Origin of the sequence: Pectobacterium sp. IFB5596 (assembly GCF_021432585.1) — a bacterium.
Classification (GTDB): domain Bacteria; phylum Pseudomonadota; class Gammaproteobacteria; order Enterobacterales; family Enterobacteriaceae; genus Pectobacterium; species Pectobacterium punjabense.
Map to the genome: position 1 here is coordinate 74896 of NZ_LXFY01000005.1, position 16582 is coordinate 91477.

At 53.7% G+C, this 16582-nt stretch carries 12 protein-coding genes and 1 pseudogene; 6 read left to right on the plus strand and 7 right to left on the minus strand.

All coding sequences use genetic code 11. From position 1 onward, the window contains the following. The first annotated feature begins 81 nt into the window (after positions 1-81). Entirely contained in the window at positions 82-2637 is a 2556-nt protein-coding gene (gene mrcA / locus A6301_RS06810; RefSeq protein ID WP_205540410.1) for a peptidoglycan glycosyltransferase/peptidoglycan DD-transpeptidase MrcA, read from the plus strand. An 80-nt stretch (positions 2638-2717) separates the two neighbouring features. Here the strand turns inward: mrcA and nudE are convergent, their stop codons facing one another. Further along, a complete protein-coding gene (nudE, locus tag A6301_RS06815) occupies positions 2718-3275 on the minus strand; it encodes an ADP compounds hydrolase NudE (protein WP_107168893.1) in 558 nt (185 codons plus the stop codon). 436 nt (positions 3276-3711) lie between these two features. Between nudE and A6301_RS06820 the strand changes: the two genes are divergently transcribed. The 5 genes from A6301_RS06820 to pckA all read left to right on the plus strand — a co-directional run bounded on the left by A6301_RS06820 (position 3712) and on the right by pckA (position 9897). Continuing rightward, positions 3712-5859, plus strand: coding sequence for an intracellular growth attenuator family protein (locus A6301_RS06820; protein ID WP_234257401.1), 2148 nt, complete (start codon positions 3712-3714; stop codon positions 5857-5859). A gap of 127 nt (positions 5860-5986) precedes the next feature. After that, complete coding sequence (yrfG, locus tag A6301_RS06825; RefSeq protein ID WP_234257402.1) at positions 5987-6673, plus strand: GMP/IMP nucleotidase; 687 nt, start codon at positions 5987-5989, stop codon at positions 6671-6673. Between the two features lie 12 nt (positions 6674-6685). Further along, positions 6686-7096, plus strand: a complete 411-nt coding sequence (hslR, locus tag A6301_RS06830) for a ribosome-associated heat shock protein Hsp15 (protein ID WP_234257403.1) — start codon at positions 6686-6688, stop codon at positions 7094-7096. A 114-nt stretch (positions 7097-7210) separates the two neighbouring features. Then, a complete protein-coding gene (hslO, locus tag A6301_RS06835; RefSeq protein ID WP_234257404.1) occupies positions 7211-8080 on the plus strand; it encodes an Hsp33 family molecular chaperone HslO in 870 nt (289 codons plus the stop codon). A gap of 197 nt (positions 8081-8277) precedes the next feature. Next, positions 8278-9897 carry a phosphoenolpyruvate carboxykinase (ATP) gene (gene pckA / locus A6301_RS06840; protein WP_215482658.1) on the plus strand — a complete coding sequence of 540 codons (1620 nt, stop codon included), beginning with the start codon at positions 8278-8280 and terminating at the stop codon, positions 9895-9897. 196 nt (positions 9898-10093) lie between these two features. Here the strand turns inward: pckA and envZ are convergent, their stop codons facing one another. The 6 genes and pseudogenes from envZ to A6301_RS06870 all read right to left on the minus strand — a co-directional run bounded on the left by envZ (position 10094) and on the right by A6301_RS06870 (position 16574). Then, positions 10094-11455, minus strand: coding sequence for a two-component system sensor histidine kinase EnvZ (gene envZ / locus A6301_RS06845; protein WP_107168900.1), 1362 nt, complete (start codon positions 11453-11455; stop codon positions 10094-10096). Next, entirely contained in the window at positions 11452-12171 is a 720-nt protein-coding gene (gene ompR, locus A6301_RS06850; RefSeq protein ID WP_005969424.1) for a two-component system response regulator OmpR, read from the minus strand. Before ompR ends, envZ begins: the two co-directional genes overlap by 4 nt. A gap of 330 nt (positions 12172-12501) precedes the next feature. Beyond that, positions 12502-12912 carry a ParB N-terminal domain-containing protein gene (locus A6301_RS06855; protein WP_107168901.1) on the minus strand — a complete coding sequence of 137 codons (411 nt, stop codon included), beginning with the start codon at positions 12910-12912 and terminating at the stop codon, positions 12502-12504. A 62-nt stretch (positions 12913-12974) separates the two neighbouring features. After that, positions 12975-14135 (minus strand): ABC transporter substrate-binding protein, encoded by a 1161-nt coding sequence (locus tag A6301_RS06860; RefSeq protein ID WP_234257405.1) that lies wholly within the window; start codon positions 14133-14135, stop codon positions 12975-12977. Then, complete coding sequence (locus A6301_RS06865) at positions 14128-15378, minus strand: MFS transporter (protein ID WP_234257406.1); 1251 nt, start codon at positions 15376-15378, stop codon at positions 14128-14130. Before A6301_RS06865 ends, A6301_RS06860 begins: the two co-directional genes overlap by 8 nt. Positions 15379-15415: 37 nt before the next feature. After that, positions 15416-16574 (minus strand): annotated as a pseudogene (locus A6301_RS06870) (NAD/NADP octopine/nopaline dehydrogenase family protein). Positions 16575-16582 lie beyond the last annotated feature (8 nt).

Below are 16582 nucleotides of genomic sequence, written 5' to 3' on the forward strand. Positions count from 1 at the left end.
TATCCACAGTGCTGGGTTATCTTTATACTAGCGCCCGATTGTTTATAAACTGTCCAAACGCTACTGAATGGAAAATCCCAGGTGAAGTTCGTAAAGTATCTATTCATCCTTGCAGTCTCTTGCATTCTGCTGGGAGCTGCCTCGATATATGGTTTGTACCGCTATATCGAACCCCAACTGCCCGATGTCGCCACGCTGAAAGACGTTCGGCTACAAACGCCAATGCAGGTCTACAGCGCCGATGGCGAACTGATCGCTCAATTTGGTGAGAAACGGCGTATCCCGCTCAAGCTGGACCAGATTCCTCCTGAGCTGGTACATGCTTTTATCGCGACCGAAGACAGTCGCTTCTATGATCACCACGGTGTCGATCCCGTCGGGATTATCCGCGCCGCATCTATCGCGCTCACCTCTGGCCACGCCTCTCAAGGGGCGAGTACCATTACGCAACAGCTCGCCAGGAACTTCTTCCTGAGCCCGGAACGCACCCTGACTCGTAAGATAAAGGAAGTGTTTCTGGCTATTCGTATTGAGCAATTGCTGACTAAGGATGAAATCCTTGAGCTCTACCTGAACAAGATTTACCTCGGCTATCGCGCCTATGGTGTTGGTGCGGCGGCACAGGTTTACTTCGGTCGCCCTGTTGACCAGTTGACGCTGAGCGAAATGGCGATGATCGCCGGCTTGCCGAAGGCCCCATCGACGTTCAACCCGCTCTATTCCTATGACCGCGCCGTTGCCCGCCGCAACGTGGTACTGGCGCGCATGAAGGATGAAAACTACATCACGCCGTCGCAATACGATGCGGCACGCAACGAAAAGTTGGTCGCGAATTATCACGCGCCTGAAATTTCGTTCTCCGCACCGTATGTCGCGGAAATGGCACGGCAGGAGATGGTCAAACGCTATGGTGAAGATGCGTATAACGACGGTTATAAGGTCTACACGACGGTCACCAAGAAATTGCAAACTGCCGCGCAGGATGCATTGCGTAATAACATTCTCGCCTATGACATGCGCCACGGTTATCGCGGCCCAAGTAAAGTGTTGTGGAAAGTGGGTGAAGGCGTTTGGGATCAGGCGAAGATGATTACGGCATTGAAAGCGTTGCCGGTCTACGGCCCGCTCTATCCGGCCATCGTCACCAGCACGACGTCAGATAATGCGATTGCGATCCTGTCTGACGGCAGCAATATTGCCTTACCGATGGCGGGCATGCGCTGGGCGCGCGCCTATCGTTCTGATACGCAACAAGGGCCAACGCCGAAACGCGTCACGGATGTAGTGCAGGCAGGCCAACAGATTTGGGTGCGTAAAGTGAACGATGACTGGTGGCTGGCACAGGTGCCGGACGTCAACTCTGCTATCGTCTCGCTCAACCCGAAAAATGGCGCGATAGAAGCGCTGGTTGGCGGTTTTGACTTTAACCAAAGCAAATTCAACCGTGCGACACAGGCACTGCGTCAGATTGGTTCCAACATCAAACCATTCCTGTACACCGCAGCGATGGACAAAGGCTTAACGCTGGCAACGATTCTGAACGACGTACCGATCACCCGTTGGGATGCGGGCGCAGGATCTGACTGGCGGCCGAAAAACTCCCCGGCAACTTATGACGGCCCAATCCGTTTGCGTCAGGGACTCGGTCAATCCAAAAACGTGGTCATGGTACGCGCCATGCGTGCGATGGGCGTCGACTATGCCGCGGATTACCTGCAACGCTTCGGCTTCCCGGCACAGAATATCGTTCATACCGAATCGCTGGCGCTGGGTGCGGCCTCGTTTACGCCGCTACAGGTTGTACGTGGTTATGCCGTCATGGCAAACGGTGGCTATCTGGTCGATCCCTATCTGATTAGTAAGATAGAGAGCGAGGCGGGTGGTACGGTGTTTACCGCGACGCCTAAAGTGGTCTGTGATACCTGTAACCTACCGCTGGTTTACGGTGAAACGCCACGTTCTCCGGTATTAGCGACCACTAACGTTGAAGATGTCGCCACGTCAAACGAAGCACCACCGCTAGGCCTGCCGCAGCCAGAACTGGAGCCTGTTACGCCAGAGGCCGCACAGCAAAGCGCAGCGCAACCTTATGCACCGCACGTGATCAACACGCCGCTGTCTTTCCTGATTAAAGACGCGCTGAACAGTAACGTCTTTGGTGAACCAGGTTGGATGGGAACGGGCTGGCGTGCAGGTCGTGATTTGAAACGTCGTGATATCGGCGGTAAAACCGGTACCACGAACAGTTCCAAAGATGCCTGGTTCTCCGGCTATGGCCCGAATCTGGTGACCTCAGTCTGGATAGGTTTCGACGATCACCGCCGCGATCTCGGAGCAAGCAGCGCATCCGGCGTCATCAAAGACCAGATTTCCGGTTATGAAGGCGGTGCGAAATCAGCGCAGCCTGCATGGGATGATTTCATGAAAGCCGCGCTGGATGGCGTACCTGAGCAACCGCTGACGCCGCCGCCTGGCATCGTCAGCGTGGTCATTGACCGCAGCAGCGGTAAGCTGTCTAACGGGGGTGGGAACAGCCGTTCCGAATACTTCATTGACGGTACACAGCCGAAAGAATATGAAGTGCATGAAGTCGGCACCACGCTGATGGATAACGGGCAAAGCGAAGAATTGTTCTAGCCAACGTTCGATAGCGTTACACTTACAAAGAAGGCACCAGAAAGGGTGCCTTCTTTTTTTGGCGATGATAAGTCAGGAAATTAGCGGGGCGTACGGCGCAACCAGTCGTGAGCCAGAAATAGCGCACTAACATTACGTGCTTCGCGGAAATCGGGCTCTTGCAGCAGCGACATCATGTTGTCCATCGGCCAGCGGACTTGCGGCAGAGGCTCCGGCTCATCGCCTTCCAAACTCTGCGGGTACAGCCCGCGCGCTACCACGATATTCATCTGACTGGAAAAATAGGAGGGTGCCATGGTTAACGTCGCTAGCAGCTCCATCTTTTCCGCACCGAAACCGACTTCCTCCATCAGTTCACGATTAGCCGCTTCAAAAACCGTTTCACCGGGATCGATCAGTCCCTTAGGGAAGCCCAGCTCGTACTCCTCAATGCCGACGGCGTATTCGCGGATCAACAACAGTTCATCATCAATGATCGGGACAACCATTACCGCCTGCCGACCGCTTGATCGCATCCGTTCATAAACCCGGCGTACCCCGTTGCTAAATTCAAGATCGACGGATTCCACATTGAACAAGCGCGAACGCGCTACCGTTTCCACCTTGAGGATTTTAGGTTTTTTCAGGTTATGACTCATTGATGCCCCCAGAGAGTTACGACCAGAACGGCGCCTTCGCCCAACGCACATGAGGGACTGCGTTTATCGCAACCTGAACACGACATGCTGTTGAATAAGAAGAGATCGTAAATATTCTTTTTTGATTCTGTTCACATTGTGCGTTAACAGTCACCTTCGCTGCAACTATCGTGACGATGAATTTACGTGTGAGCAACATGCAGGACACATCCTGTATGAGAAACGACCGCCAAAAGTCAATAACTTAAAAAAAATAGGATTATCCTCATTCAATAGGCATTTTTTGCTTGTTACTATCATCACCTTATGCGATTAATTCTATTCACAATTACGTTATTAATCTAAGAAAACAATGCCATACGGGTTATCATCGATTGTATAATTTTGTTAAACTCCGACAGGAACAAGGAGCATCGCGTTTTGGAATGGAGATGACATGAGCACAATATTTACCCTATTGGCGATATTGCTTGCCTGTCTGATCGTTATCGGAGGTCTTGTCGGCTACCGTATGCGACGCCGTTTTCTGTCCGCTCCGCCCTTACCTGTTGCGCAATCGCTTCCCCGTCGGTTAACTGAAGATGAACGGATCGCTATTGAGCGTTATCTGGCTCAGGAAAATAGTCAACAAACCACACCGCTTGATACCCCCAATGCGCAGCCAAAACTGCCACGATCTCTGCAAAGTAATCGGGTGTACCCTATCACCCATACCATTACACGCTACGGCCTGAGCACCGATGCTCAGAATAAATGGCGCTACTATATTGATACCCAAGAGATTCATCTGCCGCCCAGTTGGGAGCAGTTCATTACCGAAAACAATACCGTTGAACTGATTAAGACACGCTCGATCCCGCTGGTCATCTCCCTAAACGGTCATTCGCTAACAGAATGCCTCGACGATCGTCCATTAGCCCCGTTACCGGCTGAAGTTCCCGTGCCAAATGCCTCTATCCGCCAGGAGGGCAGTGAACATGCGGAGCTGGTCACCATCCGCAAAGAAACACGTGAAGAACACGTCATACACCACTCCAGAGGGCTGAAAGAAACGGCCGTGCTCTGTCTGTCTTTTTTTCTCCTGTTCATCAGCCTGAATAGCCCTATCGCCCTACTCCCCTGGCTGATTGGCATTGCGACATTGCTGGCAAGCTGGAGCTTATGGCAGCTTTTTCGGTCACCGTCCTCTCAGGAATTGCGGGACGTGCATTGCCTTCACGGCACGCCACAAGGCCTGGGTCTGTTTGGCGAATCTAATCAGGGACCACTCGGCAATATCTCACTCGGTAACATCGATCTGATCTACCCTCCTCACTGGCAGCCTTATATCACACAGGATCTGGGGCGGAAAACGGACGTAGATATCTATCTCAACCGACAAGTCATCCGTCAAGGCGAGCACCTTTCGCTGCACGATGAAGTGAAATATTTCCCGCTACAGCGCTGGGGCAGGAATCTGCTGCTAGCTGCGGGTTCACTGCTCAGCCTGATGTTGCTCGTCACCAACGTGCAGCTCGAACTACCGTTAAAACTCAGTCTGGCCTGGCTTCAAGGCGCACAGCGCATTGAGGTAACGCAAGTCAGCGATCTGGAAAAAGCGCAGCTCCGCATTGGCGATACGCTGGCGGTTCGCGGTAACGGTATGTGTTATGTACCCGCAGGCATTCACCCCGTCTCTGCACCATCACCCTATGCTTTCAGCCCTTTCGACTGTTCCGCTATTTACTGGAACAAAGCTGCGCCGCTACCGCTGCCGGAGTCCGAGACCATTGAAAAAACGTCCGCCTTGCTTAAATCCGTCAACAGCCAGCTCCATCCGCAAGCGGATAAAGACGGTCAGGCCAATTCTCAATTAGCGTCCACGATCCAGAAATCAGGGCTGATTCTGATGAAGAACTTCGCTGATGTCGTCCTAAGAACGCAGGATTTATGTAAACAGGAAAATGACTGTTCCCGCTTGAAAAATGCACTGGTGAATTTAAGCGACGTTAAAAACTGGAATACGTTGGTAAAAGATGCCGATTCCGGCAAGTTGAAAGGCATGAATGTGGTGTTGCCCGCTGTCAGTGCAGAAACACTGGAATCATTGGTCAACAGTTCCACCGATCAATTCTTCTATCAGGAAATCAATAATGCAGCAGAGTCGCTGAACAGCCCACCGCCCGGTGGATTCCTGATCCGTAGCGATGAAGGCCGGCAGTTCGTTAACCACCCGCTCCCTCCGATGCCGCTCAATGAATATCGTCCATCGGATCAGTGGCAGGAACTCCAGCGGCTTTCGGCGATGCTGCTGCATACGCCGTTTAATGCCACCGGCGTCATCACGCAGCTCAATACTGATGCCAACGGGACACAGCACATTAGCCTGCACAGTGAACCCGACGTCATTACCGTCTGGCGCTATCTCGGCAGTTGCCTGCTGCTGCTGCTCTTTTCCACGATGTTCATCATTAATGCGATTCTGACCGGCATTAAAATGCGTAAAAGCCAGAAGCGTGTCACCGATATCCAGCGCTATTACGCCTCACGCTTCAATATGATGGCGAATTCATCCTCGGATAATCACCCTCGGCTTCCACACTAACGGCATCGTGCCCTCCTTGTGATTATGCTAACCTAACGGACTAGGTTTCCCCTCACTCTTGTCACAATTGCATTGCGCGTCTCCTGTTTCATCACCCCAATGGTACGACGCGACATCTGGAGTCGTTATGAACCCCCACGTTAACTGGCATAACATCGACACCGTGATACTGGATATGGATGGCACGCTGCTCGATCTGGCGTTTGACAGCTATTTCTGGCTTCAACTGGTGCCGCAATCGCTCAGTGAAAAACGTCAGATCAGCCTTGAACAGGCGCATCAGCTTATCGAACAGGAGTACCGGGCCGTTCAACACACGCTGAATTGGTATTGCTTCGATTACTGGTCAGAACGTCTCGATCTGGATATCTACCAAATGACGACAGATATCGGCATGCGAGCCCGATTGCGCGACGACACCACGCCGTTTTTAGCGGCGCTGCGCGAGTGCGGCAAAGAGACGATTCTGCTGACCAACGCTCATCCGCACAGTCTGGCGGTAAAAATCGAGCATACTGGGCTGGATCGGCACCTTGATTTATTGCTTTCCACCCATACTTATGGGTATCCGAAAGAGAATCAGCGCTTGTGGCAGGCCGTACAGCAGCAAACCGGTTTCAATCCTGCCAGAACTCTGTTCGTGGATGACAGCGAACCGATTCTGGATGCCGCGAAAACCTTCGGCATCCATTATTGTCTGGGCGTACGTAATCCAGATTCTGGTCAGCAGGAGAAGGCATTCCTGCAACATCCGTCAATGAACGACTATCTTGCGCTGCTACCAGCCCTGCGTCACTCCGTTAACGCAGGGTAATCAGGAGGGTTTATGGTGAAAGCTACCGAGCATGCCGACAACGCCGTTCGTCTGGACAAATGGCTCTGGGCCGCCCGTTTCTATAAAACACGGGCAATAGCCCGCGAGATGATCGACGGCGGCAAAGTGCACTATAACGGTCAACGCGGTAAGCCGAGCAAGCAGGTCGAGCTGAATGCCGAGATTAAACTGCGTCAGGGCAATGATGAACGCACCGTGATCGTTTCAGCCGTCAGCGGCCAGCGCAGAAGTGCGACAGAGGCGCAGTCGCTGTATCAGGAAACGGCAGCAAGCATTGAGAAACGAGAAAAGGTAGCGCAGGCGCGGAAAATGAATGCGCTGACGATGCCACATCCCGATCGCCGCCCTGATAAAAAAGAGCGACGCGATCTGATTAAATTTAAATACAGCGATCAGGAATAACGCTCCGCTCTTCATTTTTTGGTCATCAAACTGCTGACAATAGAGAGAAGACCCAGCGATTGCCGTACCACTCATCGCGCACTACTCATCTCCGTACAACGACGAGAAAACATCATGGCTCACGACCAACTACATCGCTATCTGTTTGAAAATCATGCCGTCCGTGGCGAATTAGTGACCGTTAACGAAACGTATCAACGTATTTTGACTAACCACGACTACCCGTCCGCGGTGCAAACACTGCTGGGTGAAATGCTGGTTGCCACCAGTCTGCTGACGGCAACACTGAAATTCAGCGGTGATATTACCGTTCAGCTTCAGGGCGATGGCCCGCTGAAACTGGCGGTGATTAACGGTAACCACCAACAGCAGATGCGCGGCGTTGCCCGTCTGCAAGGGGATATCGCACCGGGGAGCTCGCTGAAAGAGATGGTTGGCAATGGCTATCTGGTCATTACGATTACACCAACCGACGGAGAGCGTTATCAAGGCGTTGTTGGTTTAGAAGGTGAAACCGTTGCCGAATGTCTGGAAAGCTATTTCCAGCAGTCCGAACAGTTGCCAACACGGCTGTTTATCCGTACCGGACAGCACGAGGGCAATCAGGCCGCCGCAGGCATGTTGCTACAGGTACTGCCTGCGCAGGACGCCGATCGCAATGATTTTGATCATCTGGCACAGCTCACCACAACGGTCAAAGCCGAAGAACTGTTTACCCTGCCTGCCAACGAGGTGCTGTACCGCCTTTACCATCAGGAAGAGGTTACCGTGTATGAACCGCAGGATGTCGAATTCCGCTGTCACTGCTCGCGCGATCGTTGCGCAGATGCATTAATGACGCTGTCCGATCAGGAAGTGAATGAGATGATCGAACAGGACGGTGAAATCGATATGAACTGTGATTATTGCGGTACACACTACCTGTTTAATTCTCTGGATATCCGCGCGATCCGGCAGGATTCATCAGGAAATCTGTTGCATTAATCTTTTTAACGGGTACAAAAGTACCCGTTTTATTTTGCTTATTTTCCCGCCTGCAAACCGCTATGGTTATTTTTCAAACACCCTAAATAAGCAAAGTTATTAATGAATTTATTTAATTTTATGATTGCTATCGCGGTTAAAATAAGCTCACTCCCTACAATGTTTAGTAGTACGACTATAACTTGAGGAGTAGCAACATGCAGATCAACGGTATTACCCCGCAAGCTCTGGCTGCTTATGGAATCCATGATGTCCGCGATATTGTCTACAATCCCAGCTATGAACTCCTTTTTAAAGAAGAACGCTCTCCAACCCTACAAGGCTATGAACGCGGCATCGAAACCCAACTCGGTGCGGTAGCCGTCGATACTGGCATCTTTACCGGCCGTTCCCCGAAAGACAAATACATCGTGCGCGATGACGTGACCCGCGACACCGTGTGGTGGTCCGATCAAGGCAAAGGCAAGAACGATAACCACCCGTTGAGCCAGGAAACCTGGACTCATCTGAAACAGCTGGTCACCACGCAACTGTCCGGCAAGCGGTTGTTCATCATTGATGCTTTCTGCGGCGCCAATCCAGACAGTCGCCTCAGTGTGCGTTTCGTAACCGAAGTGGCCTGGCAGGCACATTTCGTCAAAAACATGTTTATCCGTCCGAGCGATGAAGAATTAGCAGGTTTTGAACCAGACTTCATCGTGATGAACGGCGCAAAATGCTCCAACCCAAATTGGCAGGAACAGGGGCTGAACTCTGAGAACTTCGTCGCGTTCAACCTGACGGAGCGCATCCAGCTGATTGGCGGCACCTGGTACGGTGGCGAAATGAAGAAAGGGATGTTCTCCATCATGAACTACCTACTGCCGCTGAAAGGCATCGCTTCCATGCACTGCTCGGCGAACGTCGGTGAAAAAGGCGATGTCGCGGTCTTCTTCGGCCTGTCCGGTACGGGAAAAACCACGTTGTCCACCGACCCGAAACGCCAGTTGATTGGTGATGACGAGCACGGCTGGGACGACGACGGCGTCTTTAACTTTGAAGGCGGCTGCTACGCCAAAACCATTAAGCTGTCCAAAGAAGCGGAGCCGGATATCTACGGTGCCATCAAACGCGATGCGCTGCTGGAAAACGTTACGGTGCTGGCAGACGGCACCGTGGACTTCAACGACGGTTCCAAAACCGAGAACACCCGCGTCTCTTACCCGATCTACCACATTCAGAATATCGTTAAACCGGTCTCGAAAGCGGGTCACGCGACCAAAGTGATCTTCCTGACGGCGGACGCCTTCGGCGTGCTGCCACCGGTTTCTCGCCTGACGTCCGATCAAACGCAGTATCATTTCCTGTCTGGCTTTACGGCTAAACTGGCGGGAACCGAGCGCGGCGTGACGGAACCGACACCAACCTTCTCTGCCTGCTTTGGCGCAGCCTTCCTGATGCTGCACCCAACGCAGTACGCGGAAGTGCTGGTGAAACGGATGAAGGCGGCAGGGGCGCAGGCCTATCTGGTGAACACCGGCTGGAACGGCAGCGGCAAGCGTATCTCAATCAAGGATACGCGCGGGATTATTGACGCCATTCTGAACGGCAGTATTGATGATGCTGAAATGCAGACGCTGCCAGTGTTCGACTTGGCGATTCCGACCTCGCTGCCCGGCGTCAATCCTGACATTCTCGACCCGCGTGATACTTACGCGAGCGTCGAACAATGGCAGGAAAAAGCGGACGATCTGGCACAGCGCTTTATCACCAACTTCGATAAATACACCGATGCGCCAGCAGGTGCCGCGCTGGTGAAAGCAGGGCCGAAGCGGTAAGCGTTAGCAAGAAACACACAGAGAAAAGGCGCGGAATCCGCGCCTTTTGCTATTGTAGAACTTAAAAAGAGGCTTATGACTAACGCTGGTAGCCTAAGCCTCATTTTAGGAGAAACACGGGGATGAGGTTCCCGCAGGGACACCTCGCCCCGTGGTAGCTCCGTGTATCTCGGTTCTTAAACGATCGGCATTAGGCTTATGACTCTTTTGCGGCACCGTTATCCACTACAGAGGCTTCCGATAACAACGGCAGATACGCGCGGACGCAGAGTCCGCCGCGTTCGCTCGTGCCGACATCCAGCACGCCATTGTGCGCATCGATAATACGTTGCACGATCGCCAAGCCCAACCCTGTTCCACTGGTAGTTCGTGCGCTGTCACCGCGAACAAATGGTTGGAACAAGTGCTGTAATTGATCGGCCGCGATGCCTTCCCCATCATCTTCTACCTGAAACCACACGCGCTGTAGTTCACGTCCGGTACTGACTTTGATCCAACCGTTACCATAACGCGCCGCATTCACCACTAGATTCAGCGCCGCACGTTTTATCGAAAGCGAGCTAATGCGTACCAACAGTTCACCGGTAACAAACTCACTGTCAATCTGGCGTTCATAGCCGCTCTCCGATGCTACCACCTCGCCCATAATCGCGTTCAGGTCGGCCACTTCCGTCTGCATTTCCTGACCAGTGCGCAGGTAGTCGAGGAACTGCTCAATAATCGCGTTACACTCCTCAATGTCCTTATTGATCGACTCCGCCAGATAGTCATCTTCCTTGCCCATCATTTCGGTCGCCAGACGAATGCGCGTCAGCGGCGTACGCAGGTCATGACTGACGCCCGCCATCAGCAGCGTGCGATCGTCGGCCAGCAGTTTCACGCCGGAGGCCATCTGGTTAAAAGCGCGCGTCACGGAACGCACTTCAGAAGCGCCGTACTCACGTAGCGGCGGTGGAATAATGCCTTTACCGACCTGCAAAGCCGCATGTTCCAGCTCAACCAGAGGCCGGTTTTGCACCCGAATAAAGAGCCATGCGCCACCAATCACCAGCAGCATAATCGCCAGCGTATAGCGGAAAAGCGGCGAGAAATCGCCCTGATGAATTTCAGTGAGAGGAACACGCACCCAGATATCGGGTGACAGCCAGGTTTTCAGCCACACCACTGGCGTATTTTTGCTGACCTCGACCCGTACATCTGTCGGACCGCCCAACTGTTGCGCCATCTGATCGCTCAGAAACTTATAGTGCTGAGCCCAACGCAGGCCGCTTTCCTCCGCCGCCGCATTGGTGTACAGCGATATACCCAATTCGCGATAAATCTCACGTCGGAACGCAGGCGGCACCTCAAGCGTGGAGCCATCTTCCAGTTGCAGACTGTCCGTCATCAGCATTCTTACTTCGTATGCCAGCACTTTATTGAACTGCTGCAAACTCGGCAAAATGGCAAAGTTGAGCACCACCAGATAGGTGGTGACCAAACTGACAAACAACAACGTGACAATCAGTAGCAACGTCCGTGCAAATGAGCTGCGCGGAGAAAAGCGCCATTGCATCATGCCTTACTGCCGTCCGGGACGAATACGTAGCCAAGACCCCACACGGTCTGGATATAACGCGGGTGCGCCGGATCTTCTTCCACCATGCGGCGCAGGCGAGAAATTTGTACGTCGATGGAACGCTCCATCGCACTGTATTCACGGCCACGTGCCAGATTCATCAGCTTATCGCGAGACAGCGGCTCACGCGGGTGGCTTACCAGCGCTTTAAGCACGGCAAATTCACCGCTGGTTAACGGCATCGGTTCGTCATCACGGAACATTTCGCGCGTGCCCAGATTCAGCTTGAATTTGCCAAACGCGATAATCGCTTCTTCCTGCGACGGCGCGCCCGGCAGTTCATTTGCCTGACGGCGCAGCACCGCACGGATGCGAGCCAGCAGTTCACGCGGGTTAAAAGGTTTAGGAATATAATCGTCCGCGCCGATTTCTAGCCCGACGATACGGTCCACTTCTTCCCCCTTCGCCGTCACCATAATGATCGGCATCGGGTTGCTCTGGCTGCGTAAACGACGGCAGATGGACAACCCATCTTCGCCCGGCAGCATCAGATCCAGCACCATGAGGTGGAAGGATTCTCGAGTCAGTAAACGGTCCATCTGTTCAGCATTGGCTACGCTACGTACCTGAAAACCCTGTTCGGTCAAATAACGTTCTAACAGCGCACGCAACCGCATGTCGTCATCTACAACCAGAATTTTATAGTTTTCTTGCATTCTCTTTCTCCAAAGGCGTAATAGCGCCGACGCTGCTATTGTTCAGAAACACACGAATTACTGACAGTCGTTTCTGGTATACATTCTAGGCAAAATTGTTACAAAGCATATTAAAATTCGTGTAATCAATCATTTCCTGTGCTGTCAGTCATGAAATCATCGGCGATTTACGCAGGTTGTGGTTAGCGAAGATTGTCGTTTACGAAGATTATAGTAACGCCGTAGCCAATAAAAAGGCACTGTGGCGGCAAAAGCTGGAGAAAAGAAAGGCGAGAAGGCGTTACCGCCCGGATTCAGGGCGGCGGCGTAGCGGTTAACACCTAACCGTGATTAGCGCATCAGCTCATCCAGTACAACACGCACTGACGGCAGCGCTGGCTGGAAAAGGTGACGCGTGGTTTTATAAGGAAATAGGCTCTTTTCCGTCACAACCGTCTGCATAATCAGATTTTTGCAAAAAGGCTGGCCGGTTTTCCAATGGTAAACAGCCACGCGAGGATCGTCATAATCGAGCAGCGCACAGGGGATATGCTTTAACCCCAATTCGGTGGCCGCACGCAGCCGATGATTGCCGTCCATGATAATCCCCGTCTCTTTCTCTATCGGCACAGGCGTCGTCCAGCAACCACAGCGGCAAATATCCTCCATCAGACATTCCACGTTCGACATATCGACATTTTCCGAGGGCAACAAGAACTGCACGGGCGTAAGGGCAATGTGGTAGGTCATACTGTCAAACATTCTCCACCTCCTAACATAACGGTTACGCGCAGCGCCGACGTAACGCCGGAGCTGACTCTCATTTACGGCGTAAGACTGACGAAGTAGCCCGGCTGGTAGTCAACCGGTAAAAACTGCTCATGAAGCTGGCGGAAGGTGTCGTCTGCATTGAGATCGCGGAATAAATCTGGGTGAAACCACTCTGCCAGTTGCTGAATCGCAATGAAATCATAGGGGCCGTTGTAAAACTGGTGCCAGATGGCATGGAATGCGCGCTTCTGTTTAGCAATGCTGTTGGTATAGGCCGGACGCCCCATGAACCATTCAAGCCGCTTGCGCCCTTCCGTCATATCCTGTCCCGGCCCTAACCCAATCCAGCGCCCGCCAGGAACGAAGGCTTCAAAGTTGCCGCTGGTGATCACCACGACTTCCGGGTTTTCCACAATCACCTGTTCAGAATGCATCTGCATGAAGGTATTCGGCGCATTTTTCGCTGCCACATTGTCGCCGCCCGCCAACTGCACAAATTTACCAAAATTATCCCGACCAAACGTCAGGCAGCACTCATCGGTGTACCCCCCCAGTCGCTCAATAAACACGCGCGGGGAACGCGGTTTTTTCGCCGCTAGCACATCGGAAACGCGTTTTAGCTGCGCCTCACGGAATGCGAGAAACGCGTCGGCACGCGCTTCCTGATGGAACAGCTTGCCGAACAGGCGCAAGGTCGGCGCCGTGTTTTCCAGCGGGTGATAGCGGAAGTCGACATACACAATAGGAATGCCAACGCTGTCCAATATCCGATCGTAGCCCGCATCGACAATCGCCCGCTGCGCCTCAATGTTCATAATGATCACGTCTGGCTTGAGCGATACCGCCTGTTCCACATCAAACGTGCCCTTTTCCGTGCCGTCAAACGTCGGTATTTTTGCCAGTTGAGGGAAGCGGTCACGATACTGGTGCCACGTTGCCGGATCGGACTGAATCAGATCGCGCCGCCAGGCGACAATTCTTTTTGCCGGATCTTCCCTGTCGAGCATCGCGACCAGATAAAGCTGACGCCCCTCGCCCAACATCACGCGCTGCACCGGTGTGTTGACTCTCACCTCACGCCCCAACACATCTTTGATGACAGTTGAGGTTTGCGCAGTTTGCTCAGCCAGCCCCACCAGCGGCGACAGACCGACCATCAACAGCGCACTCAGCAATAACCGACGGCAATGTTGCCGCATCCAACAATTACACATTTTCGATATTTCCCTTCGTCGAGAGAGAGTCATGTTTTTCCACCTGTATCCGCAGGCGTCGTAGTAGCATCAGCGAGACGAGAAAAGTCACCAGATACGCGGCACCAACGCAGAAGAACAGCGAACGTAATCCGGGGGAATAGAGAACCAATCCGCCCAAAGCAATGCCCAGAATCGAGGCAAACTGGCTGACGCTTTGCGCCACGCCGAGTATGTAACCCTGCTGCCCGGCACCAGCCGCGCGGGAAATCAGCGCCATCAGAACGGGCGTCGTTGCCCCCAACAGCACGCCCCACAGGAAATAAAGCGGGATGAAAATCGCAATATTCAGGATCGTAGCGGCCGTCAATGTCACGATAGCGCAGGCCAGCATGACCACGCACAGACGGCTCAGCGTCTGCGACAGCGAGAGATTTTCAAAATAGCGCGCCCACAGCGACGCGGAGACAATCACGCCGGTCGCCTGCAAGCCATAACACAGCCCGATAACCCACTTATCCACCTGAAAGAAGCCGTCCATGTAGAGGGAAAACGGCGTTTGCGGAATCATGCGGCTAGCCAGCAGCAGGCCAGAAATCAGCAGCAGACCGGGGATCGGCGACAGCGCCCAGAGCCGCCTGCGGGAAATGGTTTTCGCCTGCACGTCCGCAGACGGTGTCGTTGGCACCGCCGGGACGACATGCGGCAGGAACAGCGCCACAGTGATGCCACACAGCGCGCAGAGGATCGCGGCACTCAGGTTGATCCAGAAGAAGTTCAGATAATCGAGAATCAGCCCACCGACAATCGCTCCCACTAGCGATCCCACGTTGGTGGAGACCTGAAGCCAGGCAAACAGCCGCGTGCGCTGTAACGGACTGACCACCGCAACGCCGTACGCCTGCGCGGGTGCAATATAGCCCGCACAGGCACCCTGAATAAAACGCAGCGCGACGATCGTCCAGATATCATTGGCCCACGCCAGCCCAAGTTGGGTCAACGCCAGCCCGAACAGCGCGCGGATCATCATGGCTTTATTGCCCAGCCGATCGCCCATCCGTCCCCAGAAAGCGCTGGTCAGCATAATGCCCAGCATCGGCCCGACGTATACGGCAATCCCCGCGAGACTCAGTTCCGCACCCGATGACATACTTTCCAGATGCAGCGGCCAAAACGGCCCGCTCATCTCCATCGCCCCCATCGCCACTAGCTGTACGACAAACATAAAGTGGATGATGAACGCGACCTGTCCGCTCAAGCGCATGCGCCAGCTCCTTCTGCTTTCACAGCGTCACCCCGTCTCATTTCAGCCACTGTAGCGGGAAATAGTCGGGACGATCCTGCGTCGATGTTCCCATGTAATCGCTGCACCACCGGTAGACTTCCTCAATGTACGGGGCGCTAACCGCCAAGTTCTCTGCAAGGGTCACCAACAGACTCAGGCCGTAGGCGATATCCTCCTGAAACACCCGATGCTGCGTATCAAACACGTACCCAGCAGCATCATGTTTTCGCAACGGCAGACCGATGCCGTGATAAGCCTGATTGGTGCGCAGTACGGAAAGCATCGTGTGCGCATCGGCAATCTGCTCGCCATAAGCATCGATAATCTCCTGCTTGAGCGGCAGTACCGAACCCAACTGCACGCTAAGCCGCGCCTCCAGCGCCGCACACAGCCGCTGGTTCTCCTCGTCCATACGTTCCAGATAATAGGCTCCGAGTTCCGGGCAATCATTCCACCAGCACAGCGGCTGCGGGAAAGGCCGGGCATGCCACTGTCCGTAGGGGCCGATAAGACCATAAATCACCGCACTGTGCATAATTGGGTTACCCGGCGTCAGCGTGATCTCCAAATAATCCGGCAAGAGCACAACGGGCGCAGCATAGAGCCGTTGCAGCAGCGCCATCAGCGCCTGCTGGCTCGCAGCGGTTTCACGCCGATGGGTGGCAACATACAGCGTGGATTTTTCACCCCCCATCTTGATCGACTGACCCGGCAGCAAATCAAACGCAATGTGCGCCACATCCTTCATTCCCCAAATCACTGCATTTGGGCAAGCGGCCAGCTCGCGTTCGGCCAGCCAGTCAAAACCACAAAAAACCGGGAATTGCGCCAACGTAAACCGGTTTGTTGGCAGGTAAATGGGGAACGATCCGCGCCAGAATATCAGCGCGGAAGTTAGCGGGAACGGTGATGATAACCACATCGGCATCACGGCAGGCTTCCGCCGGATCGCAGGTCACGCAGTCTGGCGTAGCCGTCAGTACCTCGCCATCCGGCAGCAGCGCGTGTAGCCGTTTACCGTGCTGTTGGTAGGCTGCCAGCAGACGGGGATGGCTGCCCAACAGCGTCACCTCGACGTCCGGTAACTGCTTAAACAGCACCGTGGCGAGATGGCCGGTCTTGCCAGCCCCGCAAATCACCACGTTAAGCGGCTGTGCACTTAGCGATTCGCTCATCCTTGGCT